This window comes from Serratia sp. 22264, assembly GCF_052045345.1.
Lineage (GTDB): Bacteria > Pseudomonadota > Gammaproteobacteria > Enterobacterales > Enterobacteriaceae > Serratia > Serratia plymuthica.
The window spans coordinates 237,601-257,869 of sequence record NZ_JBQEOY010000006.1 but is presented as its reverse complement, the minus strand read 5'-3'; the positions used below and the strand labels follow the sequence as shown (position 1 = coordinate 257,869).

The 20,269-nt window shown below is 50.5% G+C and carries 19 protein-coding genes, 1 other RNA gene and 1 pseudogene; 9 read left to right on the top strand and 12 right to left on the bottom strand.

All coding sequences use genetic code 11. The features are described from left to right. Positions 1-150: 150 nt before the first annotated feature. Positions 151-1,455: a hypothetical protein gene (locus ACTJJ1_RS19970; protein WP_440835001.1), complete on the bottom strand. Its 1,305-nt coding sequence runs from the start codon at positions 1,453-1,455 to the stop codon at positions 151-153. 506 nt (positions 1,456-1,961) lie between these two features. Next, positions 1,962-2,210 (bottom strand): annotated as a pseudogene (locus tag ACTJJ1_RS19965) (winged helix-turn-helix domain-containing protein); the annotation flags it as partial. 244 nt (positions 2,211-2,454) lie between these two features. Here ACTJJ1_RS19965 and ACTJJ1_RS19960 point away from each other — a divergent pair. Both ACTJJ1_RS19960 and ACTJJ1_RS19955 read left to right on the top strand, forming a co-directional pair. After that, complete coding sequence (locus ACTJJ1_RS19960) at positions 2,455-2,682, top strand: hypothetical protein (protein ID WP_440834999.1); 228 nt, start codon at positions 2,455-2,457, stop codon at positions 2,680-2,682. Next, on the top strand, positions 2,679-2,933 hold the full coding sequence (locus tag ACTJJ1_RS19955) for an ogr/Delta-like zinc finger family protein (protein WP_046374795.1): 255 nt from the start codon (positions 2,679-2,681) through the stop codon (positions 2,931-2,933). Before ACTJJ1_RS19960 ends, ACTJJ1_RS19955 begins: the two co-directional genes overlap by 4 nt. Positions 2,934-3,203: 270 nt before the next feature. On the opposite strand, the gene ACTJJ1_RS19950 is transcribed toward ACTJJ1_RS19955, so the two are convergent. The 4 genes from ACTJJ1_RS19950 to smpB all read right to left on the bottom strand — a co-directional run bounded on the left by ACTJJ1_RS19950 (position 3,204) and on the right by smpB (position 7,774). Next, positions 3,204-5,441 carry a hypothetical protein gene (locus tag ACTJJ1_RS19950; RefSeq protein ID WP_440834997.1) on the bottom strand — a complete coding sequence of 746 codons (2,238 nt, stop codon included), beginning with the start codon at positions 5,439-5,441 and terminating at the stop codon, positions 3,204-3,206. 40 nt (positions 5,442-5,481) lie between these two features. Continuing rightward, a complete protein-coding gene (locus tag ACTJJ1_RS19945) occupies positions 5,482-6,669 on the bottom strand; it encodes an integrase domain-containing protein (protein WP_440834995.1) in 1,188 nt (395 codons plus the stop codon). Positions 6,670-6,861: 192 nt separating this feature from the next. Beyond that, positions 6,862-7,242: a transfer-messenger RNA gene (gene ssrA, locus ACTJJ1_RS19940) on the bottom strand. A gap of 49 nt (positions 7,243-7,291) precedes the next feature. Beyond that, complete coding sequence (gene smpB / locus ACTJJ1_RS19935; RefSeq protein ID WP_004953643.1) at positions 7,292-7,774, bottom strand: SsrA-binding protein SmpB; 483 nt, start codon at positions 7,772-7,774, stop codon at positions 7,292-7,294. Between the two features lie 161 nt (positions 7,775-7,935). Here smpB and ACTJJ1_RS19930 point away from each other — a divergent pair, with 161 nt between their 5' ends. After that, positions 7,936-8,370 (top strand): type II toxin-antitoxin system RatA family toxin, encoded by a 435-nt coding sequence (locus ACTJJ1_RS19930; RefSeq protein WP_004953639.1) that lies wholly within the window; start codon positions 7,936-7,938, stop codon positions 8,368-8,370. Continuing rightward, complete coding sequence (locus ACTJJ1_RS19925) at positions 8,363-8,647, top strand: RnfH family protein (protein ID WP_004953635.1); 285 nt, start codon at positions 8,363-8,365, stop codon at positions 8,645-8,647. The genes ACTJJ1_RS19930 and ACTJJ1_RS19925 overlap by 8 nt, the downstream gene beginning before the upstream one ends. Before the next feature lie 114 nt (positions 8,648-8,761). On the opposite strand, the gene bamE is transcribed toward ACTJJ1_RS19925, so the two are convergent. The 3 genes from bamE to nadK all read right to left on the bottom strand — a co-directional run bounded on the left by bamE (position 8,762) and on the right by nadK (position 12,088). Then, positions 8,762-9,100, bottom strand: coding sequence for an outer membrane protein assembly factor BamE (gene bamE / locus ACTJJ1_RS19920; RefSeq protein WP_004953634.1), 339 nt, complete (start codon positions 9,098-9,100; stop codon positions 8,762-8,764). A gap of 361 nt (positions 9,101-9,461) precedes the next feature. Beyond that, positions 9,462-11,123: a DNA repair protein RecN gene (recN, locus tag ACTJJ1_RS19915; protein WP_062868315.1), complete on the bottom strand. Its 1,662-nt coding sequence runs from the start codon at positions 11,121-11,123 to the stop codon at positions 9,462-9,464. An 86-nt stretch (positions 11,124-11,209) separates the two neighbouring features. After that, positions 11,210-12,088: an NAD(+) kinase gene (gene nadK, locus ACTJJ1_RS19910; RefSeq protein WP_004953629.1), complete on the bottom strand. Its 879-nt coding sequence runs from the start codon at positions 12,086-12,088 to the stop codon at positions 11,210-11,212. Between the two features lie 124 nt (positions 12,089-12,212). On the opposite strand from nadK, the gene grpE reads away from it, so the two are divergent. Beyond that, complete coding sequence (gene grpE, locus ACTJJ1_RS19905; protein ID WP_004953627.1) at positions 12,213-12,785, top strand: nucleotide exchange factor GrpE; 573 nt, start codon at positions 12,213-12,215, stop codon at positions 12,783-12,785. A gap of 62 nt (positions 12,786-12,847) precedes the next feature. Here grpE and ung read toward each other — a convergent pair whose 3' ends face one another. Then, positions 12,848-13,531 (bottom strand): uracil-DNA glycosylase, encoded by a 684-nt coding sequence (gene ung, locus ACTJJ1_RS19900; protein ID WP_004953626.1) that lies wholly within the window; start codon positions 13,529-13,531, stop codon positions 12,848-12,850. 346 nt (positions 13,532-13,877) lie between these two features. Here ung and grcA point away from each other — a divergent pair, with 346 nt between their 5' ends. The 3 genes from grcA to ACTJJ1_RS19885 all read left to right on the top strand — a co-directional run bounded on the left by grcA (position 13,878) and on the right by ACTJJ1_RS19885 (position 16,159). After that, a complete protein-coding gene (grcA, locus tag ACTJJ1_RS19895) occupies positions 13,878-14,261 on the top strand; it encodes an autonomous glycyl radical cofactor GrcA (RefSeq protein ID WP_004953623.1) in 384 nt (127 codons plus the stop codon). A 187-nt stretch (positions 14,262-14,448) separates the two neighbouring features. Next, positions 14,449-15,411 (top strand): phospholipase, encoded by a 963-nt coding sequence (locus tag ACTJJ1_RS19890; RefSeq protein ID WP_440834989.1) that lies wholly within the window; start codon positions 14,449-14,451, stop codon positions 15,409-15,411. Then, complete coding sequence (locus ACTJJ1_RS19885; RefSeq protein ID WP_440834987.1) at positions 15,404-16,159, top strand: ankyrin repeat domain-containing protein; 756 nt, start codon at positions 15,404-15,406, stop codon at positions 16,157-16,159. The genes ACTJJ1_RS19890 and ACTJJ1_RS19885 overlap by 8 nt, the downstream gene beginning before the upstream one ends. A 60-nt stretch (positions 16,160-16,219) precedes the next feature. On the opposite strand, the gene srmB is transcribed toward ACTJJ1_RS19885, so the two are convergent. Then, on the bottom strand, positions 16,220-17,545 hold the full coding sequence (gene srmB, locus ACTJJ1_RS19880) for an ATP-dependent RNA helicase SrmB (protein WP_006327386.1): 1,326 nt from the start codon (positions 17,543-17,545) through the stop codon (positions 16,220-16,222). Between the two features lie 99 nt (positions 17,546-17,644). Here srmB and trmN point away from each other — a divergent pair, with 99 nt between their 5' ends. Continuing rightward, entirely contained in the window at positions 17,645-18,427 is a 783-nt protein-coding gene (trmN, locus tag ACTJJ1_RS19875) for a tRNA(1)(Val) (adenine(37)-N(6))-methyltransferase TrmN (protein ID WP_440834985.1), read from the top strand. 34 nt (positions 18,428-18,461) lie between these two features. On the opposite strand, the gene nadB is transcribed toward trmN, so the two are convergent. Further along, on the bottom strand, positions 18,462-20,063 hold the full coding sequence (gene nadB, locus ACTJJ1_RS19870; protein WP_006327384.1) for an L-aspartate oxidase: 1,602 nt from the start codon (positions 20,061-20,063) through the stop codon (positions 18,462-18,464). Positions 20,064-20,269 lie beyond the last annotated feature (206 nt).

The window sequence follows — 20,269 nt, the reverse complement described above, 5'->3', positions numbered from 1 at the left end:
ACTCTAACTGAAGTTCGGATGACTGCTTTAGAGGAAAATAGACTTCATGTGGATTTTTATTTTTTATAGATCTTACATGAAGCATATTCAAGGCCTTCTATATGTACATTGATTGCCATTCTTTACAACGGTGGTTGTTTTTTCAGTGAGTTAGGTGCTGCATACTTCAAGAATTAAATTGAAGGTATACCCATTTATAGCGCCAATGAAATCCTCTTTTTCTAAGGTGATGGTATACTCTCCATCTTTTATTATTTTCTTTCCCGTAATCTCTTTAAATTCAGGAATTTCAACTTCACTATTTTTGAGCGCTTTTCTAGTAAGCATTAAAATAGCGATTCTAATGAAAGTGGCTGATTCCTCTGAAATAGGTAAATTATTAATGTGTGCTCGCAGTTTGAGTTTTGTGACTGAACTCTCATTGCCATATATGTAGTATGAAATATTATCTGCAATACATGCATCATCACCAATCTCTAACATTGAGCTTGAGGCCCACCATTCATCATCAGTAGGATGATAATCATTAGTAGTTAAATTTATTTCTTGCAGGAAAAGTCTTGATGAATTAGGTGGCCATTCGGCCAGCTCTGAGTGTGAAGATGGATGTGCCTCCATATGTTTTCTTTTTTTTATTTCGTCTACTTTCGCCCTTAGCTCTTCAATGTTTTTTAAATTGTTAGTTTCCCTTACCCAGCGATGTAAACCATCTATATCACTTCTAAAATTTAAAAGTGACATTAATTTTGCTTTTTTATATAAACTTTCATTATCTATTCTGAACTTTAGCCCAATAAACTCCCTTTCATATCTTTGATATATATGTAAAAGGTAAACAAAAGGTAAGTATGTTAACGAGAGGATTATTGGAGTAAGGAATTCAGTTAGATTTTTCTTTGTAAATGTTTCTGAAAATGACGTCAATGACACGTATAGAGAGTGCATGAAGTAAATTATAACTATAAATGACAATATATATTTCAAGAAAGTGGTGGCACTTTTATTCTTTTCATTTGTTTTCCCAACCACTATCATAGCTGATATCATGAAAATTATAGGGGTAAGAATTAGCTCTGCAATTAAAGAGAAACTTTGCAACTCCAATATGAATGTTAAAATAGCGGTAATCTTTAACGTGCTCTTTATCTGTTCTTTAAAATAATTATTGTCTTTCTCTATTTTTTTCATGTCAAAAAGAGTGGCAAATGCAAAAGTAATCACCCAAACCAAAGTCGTTTTTAGGTTATCTGAACTCCATAGCCCGACTTCTCTCATAGCCACTATGAAAATAGTTGTCCAAATAATCGATGCGCTAAAGACAATGATTACTTGCTTGTTCATCAATATTTGAAAAAATTGAGGAAAAAATGACCTTATCTCTTTCTTAGTCATTAAGAAAGTAAATATTATTGAAAACCATATTATTGTAGCAAGCTCTCTATTGTTAATATCCATTTTAGAATTCCAAGCGCGATTTTCAATTTTATATTGTTATAGCTAATTATAATGTGTTTGTCATGAGAATCATATGGTGCATAAGATACGTTTAAAAAGCTAACTTTGTCAGATAGGGCATTCAGTCATAAAAAAGATTTATAGAAAAACTGATCACACTGTTCACTTTTTGGTTTAGTTGTTTAAAAACAATCAATTAACCAGTGATTAGTTGGTGATGAGTTTGCCAAGACTGGTCACTTACGGTGAACAGTCAGTCACAAAATGCAAAACACCGGCCTGAGTCGGTGATTGTTTTCACAGTGCGTGAGCTGCAGGGAGAGATTTCAGGCAGAGAAAAGGCCTGCAATGCAGGCCTGAGTAGTCACCGCTACGGGGTTCCCCTGTGTTGGGTGTATGCGGTTTGTACCGCTCGACTATAAGTGGCCCCACACAACAGCGTCTAATGGGTTCGACAGCTCAATAAAAGCCTATTGATCGGCAGAAACGATCGTGACGCCATTCGCTTAGCGCATTTCACACTTGGGGAGCCAGTCGGCTTCACAGTCTTCACTTAATATTAGGTTGGTCTGCATCCCCTGATTGGTCTTGCGTTTCAACAGAGCGATTTCATACTCACGCAGGGTTTGCGGCACGGCGCGCCCGAACGCGGTCAGATTCAATGGGTACTTGTGTCCCCGGGCCTCCATATAAGAGAGGTACGCGTGATACAGATATTTGCGTGGGTTCGCCGGGGTAATGTTGGCATTTCCAAGCGGGAGCTGACCAAAGAGTTCGACGGCCTGATTGAAGAGATGGAACTGGACAAAATGCAGCTTCACCTCAGTTGCGGTGAGTCGGCCCCGAAAATGGTGACCTCGCATGAAGCTGAACTCACGGCCTTTGCAAACCATGTTATGTGCCAGGCTATAGATGCATTGAGCACAGCGCTTACCAGTCTCGATGTCATCAAGGTTTGCGCGCTGGCAGCAGGCTTACGGCGTCTATGGGAACAACCCGATGAAAATGATTGAACAACAGCTACTGGGAACGCTACAGGGTCGTATTCACCTTGCCATAGCACAGCAAAATATCGACCACCCGGTACTCAAAGATATTGGTCTGACGATACCGGCAGAAACCGGCGTATTGCCAGAGCTGAAACGCAGCCCTGCCAGACGCATGCAGGTTGCCTTGGAACTGAAGGAAAAACGCCAGCGATTGCAGCAGAAAGGGGCCACATCATGATGCGTTGTCCGCTGTGCACCCATTCGTCTTATACCCGTACCAGCCGTTATGTGACCGAACAAACGAAAGAGGCCTATTATCAATGCCAAAACATCGTGTGTTCCTGCACCTTTAAAACGGTGGAGAGCGTCGATAAGATTTTATGTCAGCCCATACAAGCGGAAACGGTGACCGGCGATGATTTACCACCACCGGAAAAAAGGACATTAAACCGTTATCGCCGTTATAGTCGAAATCAAACACTCCACTGATTGAACAGGCCCCGTTGCATTGTTGATTTTGCTGCGGGGCGTTTACCGTTCCCCCAAGCCCGAAAACAGCTTTTTTCTGGCTAGCCCGCCTTAAATCGAGCGTGCATGCATAGGGTGCATGATTTTGCATGAATTCCCAGCCCCTAAAAACAGCCATAACCCCGCGCCACAAGGGCTTACAGGGCCTCTGTGCCATGCATGAAATGTGCATGATAAAGTCAGAGCGCGTAGGCGAGGGAGTATTGCGCGCGTGCTGTCTTGTCTGATTATCTATCCTCCTATAACTATTGGTCCATGGGGGAATTCATTACTCCTGGATTCTACTTCAAAATATTTATAAATTACTTGATGTGATTCAGAAAAAAGCTCTTTCTTAGTTAATATAAATACTGGTATTTTTATGTTGGTTTCTTTTACTCTCTTTACTGTTTCTTTTATTCTCCCATCGTTTTTTTCTAGGAGACAGGATAGTATTATAAAATCGCATTTTATTGCTTTGGATATTTCAATTATTTCCGTTAATTGACTTTCGCTGAAGGCGCTATGTGACTTACACTCACAAATACCTATTTTACGACCTATTTTTACACATAAATCTATGTCTGAAATAAGAGCTTTATCTTTAAATATTTCATAATTTGATATATGTTCGAAATTCCTATATTGTTGTTTTTTTAAATAACTTAGTAACAATAGGGTTGATAGCTGACCTTGATCAACTGCGCGAGATACAAGTTGATTTAATTTGTAATAGTCACCCTGAACTCGGCCGTTAGCGAAAATAGGTATATTTACCGCGTTGCCACATTCAATGCAAAAATTCAATCTCTCTAAATTTTCTAAAGGCAACCAAATGTTGGTGGAACAATGTTCGCATTTAAAATACTTTCCGCGAAGTATTATTTTATTATCATATAATAATTGTAGTTTTTCCTGGTACGCTACATCACTTGATACTTTTATTTTTAATTTGCTAACAATGTCTTCCATGGTTAATGTTGTTGATGGGGTGATTATTTCCCCATGTTCCTTTAGGCGTCCAATGTGCGCTATTATATCGTCCTTGTGTGATGTTTCATGAATTTCCGGGAGTACTTTCCTAATGAGATTCTCAGTTCTGGTGTGAGGGGTTAGCTCTATAATAAGATTGAATATTTTCTCATCGCAAATAAGATGGGATTCACTCACTCCTTTAATTAATTTTATGAGTTGTTCCAGTATGAATGTTTTAGGTGTTTCTTTTATATCAAAACCATGGCTTTTGAATTGTTTAACCAAAAGTTTTTTAAATGTTGGTAACTTGAATGACTGAGTGATACCAGATGTATCATAAGGTGAGAAATGAGAAAAGTATTTTGAAACTCCTTTATGTGACAACCTAGTGAAATACTCGGGGAACATATCCCTATCTTGAGGTCTATCATTATATAGAATTCCTAGGTGGTGGTTTTTAGGATGAATAAACTCTGGCAACCCTCTTATTTCAAATGAATATCCACCACCAAACCCTATATCGGAAAATGTTTTTTCATTCGGGTGGGTAATCATTGCACTATCATTGTTTAAACTAACATAATGGTCGTGCTCGAAATGTATCCACCTCTCTTTTCCACCATGGAAAAAATATTTAGATGCTAGAATGTAAGTGCTTTTAGGATGTTCTTTTTCAATTTTTAACTTCTCAATTTCTGAATGGTATACGATTATAGAATCTTTATTGATTAGGTGATTAAATTCCGTAAGCAACTCTAAAGGGATCCATGCCAGTTTAGACATACTATAAGTACAGCGGGTGTTCCAAAAGTATAATATAAAATCTAAATTAGCATGGCTTGATATAAAGAAGTGCTCACCATCATCAAAATATCTATTCTTATTATAATTTATCGCATAAATGCTGCCACCAGAACTATAAGCCCCTCCTATCCTATTTGATAAGTTGTTAAATTTAGTATCTAAGTTGAATAAATCAATCTCGGATTTTGTTATATTGTTAATGCAATTTATTTGTACATCTTGGAATATTGATGGGGAACGCTTAAGTTGTACATAGTCTTTTTTACCAATAAAACCATAATTCAATGAGTGAAAAAGGGATTTTGCCGAGCTGTTAATTTCAGAGTTTGCAAAAACATTTTTTGGCATTAATAATGGGTCTTTGCTTAACAGATAGGGTTTGCCTGTGAATGTGAATAATGGCGAGCCGAATTTATGTAAGTTAAAACCTTTCTGACTAGAGTTGAACGTTTCTGTATTGAAAAATTCGGATAAAAATTCATCATCGGCATCTGAGAAGTTAATTATTACATCAGGATCGAATGTGTTTATGAATTCAGATGTTGTGGTGTTATATGTTTCTTTATGGTCTTGAAGAATTAAGTTATTTATCCCATCTATCTCACACATTAAAACTGTAGTGATTTCAAAGAAAGTTTCAAAGTCATTGGGGTTAATAATAAATAGTTTTCTAATAGGTCTAATTTTTGTTGTGACGAAGTTATCCGGCATTTGTTACCTCAGAAGTAATTAATTAAATTTAGTCAATTGATTAGGATATTACTACCTCACCCCACCATGCCATTAGTTTTTTTCGTTGTTCTAGATAAGTTGAGCGATTATAAGCTTTCCTCACTTCATTTTTATCGCTATGCGATAATGCGGCCTCTATCACATCAGTATTAAAACCAGCCTCATTCATAGCAGTGCTGGCGATTGAACGTAATCCATGAGCAACAAGCTTTCCTCCGTACCCAATACGTTTCAATGCAGCATTTGCAGTCTGGCTGTTCATTGGCTTATGTGGATCATTACGACTTGGAAACACATGCTCACGCCTGCCACTGATAGGATACATGATTTCTAATATCTCTAGTGCTTGGTCTGACAGTGGAACAGTGTGATCGCGTTTAGCTTTCATACGTTCTGCCGGGATACACCACTCACGTTTCTCAATATCGATCTCAGCCCATGCGGTTGCTGAGGCTTCAGCAGGACGTATAAGCGTAAGTAGCTGCCACTCAAGTAAGCAACGGGTTGGGATTGATAGATTGCTCATTGAGATAGTACGCATCAGCTTAGGCAGTTCTTCTGGCCGTATAGTTGGCATATGCTGCTTCTTAGGCCGTTCGAATGCGTTACCAATACCAGAGGCCGGGTTAGCATCAATCAATCCAGTATTGACGGCGTAGATCATGATTTCGTTGATGCGTTGCACTAATCGGCGAACGGTCTCTAATGCGCCACGAGCCTTGATAGGTTCCAGCACTTGGATCAGCAAACGCGCTTTGATGTCCTGAACTGGAACATTCTCGATAGATGGCAGTATGTCCTTCTCCAGAGAACGCCAGATGTCTTCAGCATGCTTAGCGCTGACGCTGACCTGTTTCAATGCGAACCATTGCTTTGCCACGTTCAGGAAAATACTTTCTTGGGCTACCTGCTTCTGTTCCGCTTCTTCTGCCTCTTTAGCCTGTGGGTCAATGCCTCTCGCCAGTATCGCGAGCTTTTCGGCACGTATTTGCCGAGCATCGGCAAGTGACAGGGCAGGGTAGGCACCGAGGCTAACCATAGTCCGTGAACTAGTGCCGGGGCGGAGGTAGCGGAATCGCCATAATTTCTTGCCGGTAGTTTTGACTAACAGGAACAGGCCATCGCCGTCATGCAGAGTGAGGTCTTTCTCGAGGGCTTTGGCTTTTTGTACTTCGGTATGTGTGAGGGGGCGTGTAGTCCGCGCCATATAAGGATTCTTCCATAATTGGTATACGTTTATGGCATACATTTTAACGTATACCTAAACGTATACCAATAAATCCCGGATTTAGCTGGATGTTCTCGGACTGCTACAGACACAAAAAAGCCCGCAAACCTAGGTGGGATGCGGGCTTTCCGTACTTCTCCGGACTTATCTGGTAATACCCGGATCATCATTTGGTGGAGCTGGGGGGATTTGAACCCCCGTCCGAAATTACTACACCGTCGGCACTACATGCTTAGTCCAATCATTACATTCGCCGGTCAGCTGCGGATGGACACGCCACTAACAAACTAGCCTGATTGGGTTTAACGCTTCAGCCCCAGGCAGGACATCCACGCGATCTCTTTTGGGTTTGACCTCTCTTGATCCCCGTCCTAAGAGCGGAGGCTAGGGAGAGAGGGAATCTTCAGTTTCTTAGGCTGATTAAGCTGCTAAAGCAGCAGATTCGAATTGCGAGTCGTTTGCAATTATTTTTTTTGCGGCTTTTTACGAGGCCAACCGCCCCTCGGCATGCTCCTAAGGCCTCACAATCCCGTCGAATCCAGAATCAGCCCCAAGTAACTTTGTTCAGTATACCAGAAGTTTAACCCGTTAAGCCAGAGGCTTATCGGTTGGCATGCTTCATGATACGGGATTTCGCCGTCTGCCATTCACGATCTTTGATGTCATCGCGTTTATCGTGTTCTTTCTTGCCTTTGGCTACGCCGATCTTGATCTTGGCCCAGGCATTTTTCCAATACATGGACAAGGCAACCACGGTGTAGCCGTCGCGGTTTACGCGGCCGAGCAGTGAGTCCAGCTCACGTTTTTTCAGCAGCAATTTACGGGTACGTGTCGGATCGCATACCACATGCGACGAGGCTACGTTGAGCGGTGAGACGGTGGCCCCAAACAGATAGGCTTCACCATCGCGGAAGGTCACGTAGCTGTCGCTAATGTTGGCTTTGCCGGCACGCAGCGATTTTACTTCCCACCCTTGCAAAGACAGGCCCGCCTCGAACTCTTCTTCAATGAAGTATTCGAAACGCGCTCGCTTGTTCTGCGCAATGGTGGCGGAACCGGGTTTGTGTGCTTTTTTCTTTGTCATAGTTTGTTCATTATACTGGATGATTCGACGAAAGAAATCCTTTACCGCTCAGCACCTGCGCAATTTTTCGCATTTTTGGCCCTCGCGTTGCATAGCAGATTTTTTGTTTGGCGATAGATAAATGGTATTATCTGTATGTTTTGTGTCTCACAGGAAATGATATGCCCCAGATCAGTCGGTCTGCGTTAGTGCCATTCAGCGCCGAGCAGATGTATCAGTTGGTTAACGATGTTCACTCTTACCCCGATTTTCTGCCAGGTTGCACCGGCAGCCGGGTGATTGACGCGTCCAACAATCAAATGACCGCCGCGGTTGACGTTGCCAAAGCCGGTATCAGCAAAACCTTCACTACGCGCAATACGCTGCAGGATAACCAGAGCATCAATATGCAACTGGTTGATGGCCCGTTCCGCAAGCTGATGGGGGGCTGGCAGTTTACGCCGCTGAGCCCGGAAGCCTGTAAGGTTGAGCTGCACCTGGATTTTGAATTTACCAACAAACTGATTGAGCTGGCGTTCGGCAAGGTGTTCAAAGAGCTGGCCGGTAACATGGTGCAGGCCTTCACCCAGCGGGCGAAAGAGGTTTACAGTGTCTGATATTCGGGTGGAGGTGGTTTACGCCTTGCCGGAGCGTCAGTATCTGCGCAAGGTTACGCTGGCGGAAGGCAGCAGCGTTGAGCAGGCCATCATGGCCTCCGGCTTGCTGGAACTGCGTGGTGACATTGACTTGCAAAGCAATAAAGTGGGCATCTACAGCCGCCCGGCCAAGCTGGGTGATGCGCTAAACGATGGCGACCGGGTAGAAATTTATCGCCCCCTGATTGCAGACCCTAAAGAACTGCGTCGGCAACGGGCAGAGAAAGCAAAAAAATAAGGCGCTGAATGCGCCTTATTTTTTATCAGAATTTTATCTTCCGAGTTGCAGCCTGTTACTGTCATGAAGAACCTGAATCGCCCCTCACGGGCCGGACGATAGCTCCTGCGCTGATTACTTGGTCAGCGCCGGTTTGTTCTGAATATCGGTCAACACGCCCGCGCTATCAAAGGTCAGCGTCAGGGTTTGCTGGGTGATATCTTCATGGCCAGGTTGCTGGCGGAATACATAGAACCACGTCTGAGTACCGAACGGATCCTGTAACATTGGGGTACCCAATGTATAAGCGACCTGTTGCTGGGTCATACCTTTTTGGATTTTGGCCACGTCGGTCGACGTCAGGTAGTTCCCTTGGTTGATGTCAGGCCGGTAAACCACCTTCTCAAAAGTAGAACAGCCTGCAGTCAGCATCACAAGAACCACAGCGGCAGCAGCCAGCGTTTTACAGCGCATAGTAATCACATTCCTTTAGGGCATAGGATGCCGATGATAATAGACCTTGCAGCAGTTGGAAACCTTTATACCCTTCATCTTTCAAGTTGTAGCAGCGTTGCCTTCCCTCGCTCACCCCAGTCACTTAGTTGACTAAGCTCCTGGGGATTCTCTCGGTTGCCGCCTTGCTACAGCTTGAAATCTATTGGGTGTACCCTTCATCTTTCAAGTTGCTGCTGCGATTGCTTCACTCTCGCACCTCAGTCACTTAGCTGACTAAGCGGCTGAGGGATGGGGTGGTTGTCGCCTTACCGCACCTTGAAATCTGCCGGGTAAACAGCGCCAAAGTCAGACCTCGGAAAAGTGAAAAAGTTGAGCTTTTTTATGCGGCCAGCAGTTCTTTCGCGTTTGCCAATGTGTTGCGGGTGACTTCGCTGCCGCCAAGAAGGCGCGCCAGCTCCTGCAAACGGGCACGTTTATCCAACGGCGACATCTGCGTCTCGGTTTCCGTGCCGTCGGTCTGCTTGCTGACAAACAGATGCTGATGCCCGCACCCCGCGACCTGCGGCAGGTGGGTGACGCACATTACTTGTGTAGACTCCCCGAGCTGGCGAAGCAGGCGGCCCACGATGGCGGCGGTCGGGCCACTGATACCCACGTCCACTTCGTCGAAAATCAGCGCCGGGGTTTCCATCTTGCGGGCAGTGATGACCTGAATTGCCAGCGCGATGCGAGACAATTCGCCGCCGGACGCCACTTTAGCCAGCGCCTGCAGCGGTTGCCCCGGGTTGGTGGACACGCAGAACTCGGTGCGGCTTGCCCCTTCGGCGCTCAAATATTGGGGCTCGAAGCGCACATCGATGTTGAATTTGCCGTGTGGCATAGAGAGCGCCTGCATGCTGTCGGTAATCAGCGTGGTCAGTTCGGCGGCGTAATGCTGGCGTTTCTGGTGCAATTGTTCCGCCAGAACCAGCGCCTGCTGATGGTGCAGGGCGACCGCTTCGTTAAGGTGCTCGTGGTCGCTTTCCTGTTGCGACAGCAATTGTTGCTCATCGAGCAACTGCTGGTGTAGCTGCGGCAGTTCTTCTGGCGCTACGTGATGTTTGCGCGCCAGGTTGATTTGCCGCGACAGGCGCTGTTCCAGTTCATGCAGGCGGTTGGGATCGAGATCCATGCGATCGGCATAGTGGCGCAATTCATCGCTGGCCTCGCTGATCTGGATTGAGGCTTCTTCCAGCATGTTCAGCAGTTCGCCGAGTTTTTCATCCATGCCGACCAGCTCCACCAGCAGATGTTTGGCGGTGTAGAGCTGGCTGAGCATGTTGTGTTCTTCGTCATCGGCCAGCAATTGCAGCGTTTGCTGGCTAAGGGTCAGCAACTGGCCGCTGTTGGCCAGGCGCTTGTATTCCGCGTCTGTTTGTTCAAATTCACCGGCCTGCGGGGCGAACTCATTCAGCTCTTTCAACTGATATTGCAGCAGCTGTTTGCGTGCGTCGCGCTCAAGGGACTGTTGTTGGTGATGAGCCAGTTCGCGGCAGCTTTGGTGCCAGCGCTGGTAAGCTTGTTGCATTTGCGCCAGCAGAGCGGGTTCGTCCGCATAGGCGTCCAGCAGTTGCTTTTGATGCTCGGGTTTGAGCAACAGCTGATGAGCATGCTGGCCGTGGATTTGAATCAGGCATTGGCCAAGTTCGCGCAGTTGCGAAAGCGGCACGGCGGTGCCATTGATAAAGCCGCGCGAGCGGCCGTCTGCGTTGATCACCCGGCGCAGCAAGCACTCATTGCTGTCGTCCAGCTGGTTCTGCTCAAGCCATTGGCGGGCGGAAGGGGTATCCGCCAGAGAGAAGCGCGCGCAGATATCGGCACGGGCGGCCCCCAGGCGCACCACATTGCCGTCGGCGCGGTTGCCGAGGCACAGGCCCAGCGCGTCGATGGCGATGGATTTGCCGGCGCCGGTTTCACCGGTAATCGCCGTCATACCCGGTTGAAAATCAATCTCCAACTCACGAACGATAGCAAAATTGCTGATGGTCAATTGCGCCAGCATGGGAACCTTCCTGTGTATAAACACATAACTGTAGTTTCATACAGTATAAACTGGTTTTATATACAGTAAAGTAGCTGGCGACGTTTTTAGAACAATTTTTTTGACCAGCCGAGCTTTGTGCTTAACGTATTGAAATAGCTGTAGTCCTTTGGATGAATAAGATTCAAATGGAAATCACTGCGGCGTATCAATACCTCTTCGCCTTCCTGGATAGGCAGCGCGATCTGGCTGTCGCAGCTGATTTCCAGATCGCTGCCGATCTGCGAAAACTTCAGCCGAATGGTGCTGTTGCCGTTGATCACCAGCGGGCGGGCGGAAAGGGTGTGCGGGAACATCGGCACCAGCGCAATGGCCTCCAGCGAAGGCGTCAGGATCGGCCCGCCGGCGGAGAGCGAGTAGGCGGTCGACCCGGTCGGCGTGGCGATAATCAGCCCATCGGAACGTTGCGAGAAGGCGAAACGATCGTCGATGTACACTTCGAACTCGATCATGTGCGCCACTTTGCCGGGGTGCAACACCACTTCGTTGATGGCGGTGCTGATGCGGCACTGCTGGTTCTCTTTGTGCACGATGGTTTCCAGCAGGAAGCGCTGTTCATCGATGTATTCGCCTTCCAGCACGTCGGCCAATTGCTGCAGGGCGTTGTCGGGGTCGAGATCGGTCAAAAAACCGAGATTGCCGCGGTTTACGCCGATCACTTTAATATCGTAACGCGCCAACACGCGCGCTGCGCCGAGCATATTGCCGTCGCCGCCGACCACCACGGCCAGGTCGGCTTTCTGGCCAATGTCTGCCAGGCTGCCGGTCACGACGTCTTTCAGGCCCAAATCCTGGGCTATCTGCCGTTCAAGCATCACCGAGTAGCCTCGGGCGACCAACCAGTGAAACAACATCTCATGCGTTGCCAGCGCTGAAGGGTGGCGCGGGTGACCCACAATGCCAATACAGGCGAATTTCTTATTCATTGCTGTGATTTTCCTCACCGGGACGAGTTTATGCCCCACATTGTGACCGGTTGACTTGAAACCCCGGTTTTGATCCCCATAATAAGCCAAGTTGCGAGATTAATGCTAAAACGCGGAGATATTCATGAGTAGTAAAGAACAGAAGACGCCAAACGAGCAAGTCTCGGAAGAAATGGACCAGCAGGAAGTTTTGCCGGAAGTGGCTGAGGGCGTCGATCTGCGGGATGCGCGCATTGCCGAGCTGGAAACTCAGCTGGCTGAATCCCAGCAGCATGAACGCGACAGCCTGCTACGCGCCAAAGCGGAAATGGAAAACGTTCGCCGCCGTACCGAGCTGGATATCGAGAAAGCGCACAAATTTGCGCTGGAGAAATTCGCGGGCGACTTGCTGCCGGTGATTGATAACCTGGAGCGCGCGCTGGATCTGGCGGATAAAAGCAATCCGGAACTGACGGCAATGATCGAAGGCATCGAACTGACGCTGAAATCCTTGCAAGACGCAGTGAGCAAGTACGGTATCGAAATCGTCGGCGACATCAACGTGCCGTTCAACCCGGACGTGCACCAGGCGATGAGCCTGATGGAGTCTGCCGATCACCAGCCGAACCACGTAATGATGGTGATGCAGAAAGGCTATACGCTGAATGGCCGCCTGCTGCGCCCGGCGATGGTTGCGGTTTCCAAAGCCAAGGCTTAAGCGGAATTAAGTAAGGAAAAGGCACCTGCGGGTGCCTTTTTTGCGTCTGGACTTTGTCTGAGTTATGCCTGCGGCAGTTGCGGCAGCCAATCGATAGGTTTCAGCCCCTGCTGTTCCAGCAGTTGGTTGGCCTGCGAGAAATGGCGGCAGCCGAGGAAGCCGCGGTGGGCCGAGAGCGGCGAAGGGTGCGGCGCTTTCAGCACGTGGTGGCGCTTCCTGTCGATAATGTTGCCTTTCTTCTGGGCATGCGAGCCCCACAGCAGAAACACCACGCCTTCGCGGTTGTCGTTCAGCGCGGCGATCACTCTATCCGTAAAGGTTTCCCAACCCAGTTTGGCGTGGGAATGCGCCTGGCCACGTTCAACGGTCAATACCGTGTTCAGCAGCAGTACGCCCTGTTCCGCCCAGCTTTGCAGGCAGCCGTGGCTTGGCCGTTCAAACCCCGGGATATCCGTCGCCAATTCTTTATACATATTCACCAGCGAAGGGGGTGCCGGCACGCCGGGCAGCACCGAGAAAGACAGACCGTGGGCTTGATTTGGGCCGTGATAAGGATCCTGGCCGAGGATCACCACTTTCACGTCTGCCAGTTCGGTGTAGCGGAAGGCGTTGAACACGTCTTTCTGTGGTGGATAAATGGTCTTACCGGCCTGACGTTCAGCGGCAACAAAGGCAAGCGTTTCATGAAAATAGGGTTGCTCTTTTTCCTTGCCGATGACGTCATGCCAGGTGAGAGGGGTGGACATAAACGCTCTCCTTTGTTTTCGTTAACAATTCACTAGCCCTAGCTTACCGTTTACCTTCACACAGTGAAACCCGCTTTTGCCGTTGGACTACCTATCTTGGTACAAGGATTTTTTAAAATTTACAAAAATAATTGTTTTCGACGGTATGGGGAAAATTGACATAAAACAGAAACTTGCCCCTTCACTATGTATGGGTAACCCATAAGAATTGATTTTAATCAAAGAATTGCTCCGACCAGGCTGGTATACAGAACAATAAGACAACAATGGTTTTACCAAATGGCCGAAACCAACATTGAATTTTCTCACGAAAGAGAATTTTTCGTCCTTGTACGGAGGCAACAAAATGATTACTGGTATTCAAATCACTAAAGCGAACGACCAGGCGCTGGTGAACTCTTTCTGGCTGTTGGATGATGAAACGTCAGAAGCCCGCTGCGTTTGCGCTAAAGCCAACTATGTCGAAGATCAGGTTGTGCCGGTCAACGATCTGGGCCAGATCGAGTACCGTGAAGTGCCGCTGGAAATGCAGCCAACCGTGCGCGTAGAGGGTGGCCAACACCTGAACGTGAACGTACTGCGCCGCGAGACACTGGAAGATGCGGTCAAGCACCCGGAAAAATACCCGCAGCTGACCATTCGCGTGTCCGGCTATGCGGTGCGCTTCAACTCGCTGACGCCAGAACAGCAACGTGACGTGATCGCACGTACCTTTACTGCCAGCCTGTAATTACCGGCGCAGTCACTGAGGGAGCTTCGGCTCCCTTTTTTATTGCTTGCCGGCCAGTAAACTGAACCCGGATCACATTCCTCGCAAAGATAATCGTCTGCATTACAGAACTGCTCCGACCTGCCGATAGCTACTTTGGCACCCGTATTGGGTGCGGCATTGATAAGCCTATCGACAAGGAGTCGGCATGAGTATGTCTTTGAGTTTTACCTCTGCGGTTAACCCTGCGACCATTCAATCCCCTGTAGCGCGTGCGGCACTGCAACCGGAGAGTTCATCGGAGCCCGTCGAATCACCGGTGGCCGGGGCCGCTGCGACCACGCTTTCACCGAATAACCTGAATACCCGGAACCTGCTGAACGCGCTGGTGAGCGATATGTCGGCTGCCGCGCCGGCCGCTACGCCCCAAGGGGTAACGCGCGGCCAGCAGCCACAACAGGGAGATTATACGCTCGCGTTACTGGCTAAAGACGTTTACAGCCTGAACGGCCAGGGTGTGGAAGGATTCAACCGCCTGAGCGACAGCGCGCTGCTCGGCGCGGGTATTGATCCCGCCAGCCTGCATGATGCGGCGTCGGGTTTTCAGGCCGGTATTTATAGCGACAACCAACAGTATGTCCTGGCCTTTGCCGGCACCAATGACATGCGCGATTGGCTGAGCAATGTGCGGCAGGCGACCGGTTACGATGATGTGCAGTACAATCAGGCTGTCGCGGTAGCTAAAGGCGCCAAGGCGGCGTTTGGAGATGCGCTGGTGATTGCCGGTCATTCTCTCGGCGGCGGGCTGGCGGCAACGGCGGCGCTGGCGACCGGTACTGTGGCGGTCACTTTCAACGCGGCGGGCGTCTCCGACTATACATTAAACCGTATGGGCATCGATCCGACGGCGGCTAAGCAGGATGCGCAAGCCGGCGGTATTCGCCGCTACAGCGAACAATACGACATGCTGACCGGGACGCAGGAATCCACTTCGCTGATCCCGGATGCCATCGGGCATAAAATTACCCTGGCCAATAACGATACCCTGAGCGGCATTGACGACTGGCGACCGAGTAAACATGTGGATCGCAGCTTGACCGCACACGGCATTGATAAGGTCATCAGTTCGATGGCGGAGCAAAAGCCGTGGGAGATGAAGGCCAATGCCTGAAAGGCGTCGGATTAGGCAGACGTTGATTATCGTCGTGCTGGCGCTGATAGTGGTCGCCGGCTTGCTGATTATGGCTAAGGAACAACAGATGAATCAGTCTATTTCCCCGTTCGCCGGGCGCGGCAATCAGGCGCTGGCGCAGGCGGTGATGCGCGGTGATACGCAGGGCATTGCCGAACAGGCAACACGGCCGCGTTTGAGTGAGCAGGGCGATCGCCAGGTCACGCTGCTTCAATGGGCGATTCTCTCGCAGCAACCGCAAAGCCTAAGTTCGCTGCTGGAGCTGGGGGCTGATGTCGCCGTGCCGGGGCTGGAGGGGAACAGCGTGCTGCATACCGCCGCAACGGTGCGGGATCCGCAGTATTTGCGGCTGCTGCTGGCGCATGGCGTACCGGTTAACCTGCGCAATGCGGTGAACGGGGCGACGCCGCTGTCCGCTGCGGTACTTGCGGGGCGTGAGGAGCAATTACGGTTGCTGCTGGCAGCCGGGGCGGATACCACGTTGAGCGATAGATTGGGGGATGCGCCCTTGCACGCGGCGGCGAAAATCAATGCGCCGCAGTTGGCGTTGATGTTGCTGCAGGCGGGAGCGGACGGCAAAGCCCGTAACCGGCAAGGCCAGACCTTCCAGTTCTATTTCTCACTGACGCCTGCACACCTGCAGAGCGAAGAGATGCGCGATCGTTATCGGCAACTGGATGTCTGGTTAAAATCCCATCACCAGGCGACGCATTACGCATCGCCGTAATGGGGACATAAAAAAACGCCTTCAGGTGAGTGAAGGCGTTTTTTATTCACCGCGGCAGCATTATTTAGCGCCGTTGCTCTCAGGCTTGGCCTTTGGCTGGCGACGTTTGCCCACGTTTTTCGCATCGCGATGACGTACTTTCACCTTGGCTTTTTCTTTGTTCTTTTCTTTGTCTTCCGCACGTTTGGCCAGCACCTTCTTCGAAGGTTTGCCGTTGCTCTTTTCGCTTGGCACTTTGGTTGACGGACGCAGCTCGTCGATCACCCGCGCTTTCAGCGGTTCGTTCAGGTAACGGCCGACTTTGCCCAACAGCAGATGATCGTGCGCCTCAACCAGAGAAATCGCGGTACCTTTGCGCCCGGCACGGCCGGTGCGGCCGATGCGGTGCAGATAGGTGTCCGCAGTACGCGGCATGTCGAAGTTGAACACGTGGGTGATATCCAGGATATCCAGACCACGGGCAGCGACGTCGGTGGCGACCAGCACGTTGACGCGGCCGTCCATCATGCGTTTTACCGCTTCGTTGCGCTTGGCCTGCACCATTTCGCCTTCGAGATAGCAGGTGTTGATGCCAGCCTCGCGCAGCCAGGCCGCCAGCTCGTGCACGCGCTCGCGTTTACGGACGAAGATCACGGACTTCAGCACGTCCGGCTGTTGCAGCAAATGCACCAGAATGGCGGTTTTGTGCTGCACGTCGTCGGCACGGTAGTACCACTGCAGGATCTTTTTGCGTTCGCGGCGTGAAGGGTCAGCTTCAATTTCCACCGGCTCTTTCAGAATGCGCTCGGCGAATTCGCGGATGGCATCGCCTTCCAGCGTCGCGGAGAACAGCAGGGTCTGGTTGCGCCAGCGGGTTTCGGCGGAAATGGTTTCGATATCCTGCGCGAAGCCCATGTCCAGCATGCGGTCGGCTTCATCGAGGATCAGCGTTTCTACCGCGCGGCAGTCGAAGTTTTCTTCTTTGATGTATTGCAGCAGACGACCGGTGGTGGCGACCACCACGTCCTGGTTTTCGCTGAAGACTTCCGCGTGGTTCATATAGGCGACGCCGCCGGTGATGGTGGCGATATCCAGCGAAGTATGGGCAGCCAGTTCACGTGCCTGGTCGGCTACCTGCATCGCCAGTTCGCGCGTCGGGGTGAGGATCAGTACGCGCGGTGGGCCGGACTTCTTGCGTGGAAAGTCCAGCAGATGCTGCAATACCGGCAGCAAAAATGCGGCGGTCTTGCCGGTGCCGGTTGGCGCCGAACCCAATACGTCGCGCCCATCCATCGCAGGTGGGATAGCCTCGGCTTGAATGGCGGTCGGGCGTTCGTAGCCTTTATCGCTCAGGGCTTTTATCAGGCGTTCATCGAGATCGAGTTCGGAAAAATTGGTTGCTGTCATGGTCTACCTCTACTTGGGGCGCCGATTATAGACGGGTTGGCCGCGTTCTTCACCTATTTAAGCGGAAAGCAGCTCTTTTCCCACAAATCAGATTGCCTTATGCTACGCCAGTTTTGTATCCAGGTGGTTATTGTGAGCAATCAATCGAAAGCAAATTTTACCCCGCGTCGCGGCGGTTTTACCTTCAAACAATTTTTTGTCGCTCACGATCATTGCGCAATGAAAGTGGGCACCGACGGCGTGCTGCTCGGCGCCTGGGCACCGCTGGCGCAGGCGCGGCGGGTGCTGGATATCGGCAGCGGCAGCGGGCTTATTGCGCTGATGCTGGCGCAAAGATCGGCCGATAACGTACTGATCGATGCGGTGGAGTTGGACGAAGCCGCCGCCGAACAAGCGCGTGACAACGTGCTGGCATCCCCGTGGCCGCAGCGCATTCGGGTGCATGCGCAGGATATTCACCATTTTGCCCGGCATCATGCGGGTGAGTATGACCTGATCGTCAGCAACCCGCCGTATTTCGAGCCGGCGGTCGCCTGCCGCGATCAGGCGCGCCACAATGCGCGCTATACCGAAACCCTGACTCACGATGCCTTGCTGGCAAGCGCTGAGCGGCTGATCGCCGAGCGGGGCGCTTTTTGCGTGGTGCTGCCGCATGATATTGGTGAGGCATTTGAAAGTAATGCGCACCGGAGTGGCTGGCATACTGCACAGCGATTGAACGTCAGCGACCGTGCCGATACGCCGCTGCACCGGGTGTTGTTGGTGCTGACGCGTCAGCCGGTCGAAGAAAAAACGGAGCAAAGCCTGGCGATTAAACAGGCCGACGGCAGTTACACCGATGATTTCCGCCGCCTGATTACCGATTTTTATCTTTTTTACTGAAACCGCCAAGGCGTCGGCGTCCTGGCGGTTTCAATCACGGCTGCAGGATGGTCGGCAGCGCTTCCGGCAACATATCCGGATAGTCCAGCGTATAGTGCAGCCCGCGGCTTTCTTTGCGTTCCATGGCGCTGCGAACGATCAGTTCCGCTACCTGCACCAGGTTACGCAACTCCAGCAGATTGTTGGAAATACGGAAGTTGGCGTAGTACTCATCGATTTCAGCTTGCAGCGTATTGATGCGGCGCAGCGCGCGCTCCAGCCGTTTAGTGGTGCGCACGATCCCGACATAGTCCCACATGAATAGCCGCAGCTCATGCCAGTTGTGCTGAATCACCACCCGCTCGTCCGCATCGTCTACACGGCTTTCATCCCATTGCGGCAACTGTTTCGCCAGCTTGATAAACGGCAGGCGCAGTTTGATGTCCTCCGCCGCCGACCAGCCGTAGACCAGGCATTCCAGCAGCGAGTTGGACGCCATGCGGTTGGCGCCGTGCAGGCCGGTGTAACTGACTTCGCCAATGGCGTAAAGCCCGTCCAGATCGGTACGGCCGTGCTGATCGACCATGACGCCGCCGCAGGTGTAATGCGCGGCGGGTACGATAGGGATCGGTTGTTTTGTCAGATCGAAGCCCAGCGTCAGCAGTTTCTCATGGATCATCGGGAAGTGCTGGGTAATGAATTCAGCCGGTTTATGGCTGATATCCAGATACATGCAGTCCGCGCCCAGGCGCTTCATTTCGTGGTCGATGGCGCGCGCTACAATGTCGCGCGGGGCCAGTTCGCCCCGCGGGTCAAAATCGGGCATAAAGCGGCTGCCGTCCGGCCGTTTCAGATAGGCGCCTTCGCCGCGCAGCGCTTCGGTCAGCAGGAAATTGCGCGCCTGCGGGTGGAACAGACAGGTCGGGTGGAACTGGTTAAATTCGAGGTTGGCGACCCGACAGCCGGCGCGCCAGGCCATAGCGATGCCGTCCCCGGACGAGATGTCCGGATTGGTGGTGTACTGATACACCTTGGCTGCCCCGCCAGTGGCCAGCACTACCGTTTTGGCGCGGTAGGTTTCCACCTGCTCGAGCTCGCGGTTCCAGACATAGGCGCCGACCACGCGGCGGGTGCCCGGCAGGCCGATTTTGTTCGAGGTGATCAGATCGACCGCGTTGCGGCGCTCCATCACGCAAATATTAGGGTGGGCGCTTGCTTTCCCTACCAGGGTGGTCTCTACTTCTTTACCTGTAGCATCGGCGGCATGCAGGATACGGCGGTGGCTGTGTCCCCCCTCGCGCGTCAGGTGATAATGTTCCTCGCCCTGAGCATTGACTTCGGTGTCGAACAAGACGCCCTGATCGATAAGCCATTGCACGCAGTGGCGCGCATTGCCGGCGATAAACTCAACGGCGTCCTTGTCGCACAGGCCGGCTCCGGCAATCAAAGTGTCATCAACGTGTGAGGCAATGCTGTCCGTCTCATCGAAAACCGCGGCGATCCCGCCTTGGGCATAAAATGTGGCGCCTTCGTTGAGCGGCCCCTTGCTGAGTACGGTAACCTTGCAATGCTGCGCGAGGCGCAGCGCCAGTGACAAACCCGCAGCACCGCTGCCGACGATCAAGACATCGCTAACATGTTCAGATGATGGTTGCATAACGTATGATGTGTGCAGAAGAAGAGTGAAATTCATGTTAGCCTAATTGTCCGGGCAAAAGCCACGGATTGGATGACATCAACAGAAAAAACAATGGCGATACGGAACTTCGTGTTCCGTATGAACTCCAAGCGAGTGCTTGCTCAGGAAAAGAATGTATGGCTGGCAGTACAATTTTACGCGTGGAGACGGATTTGGGGAGAATT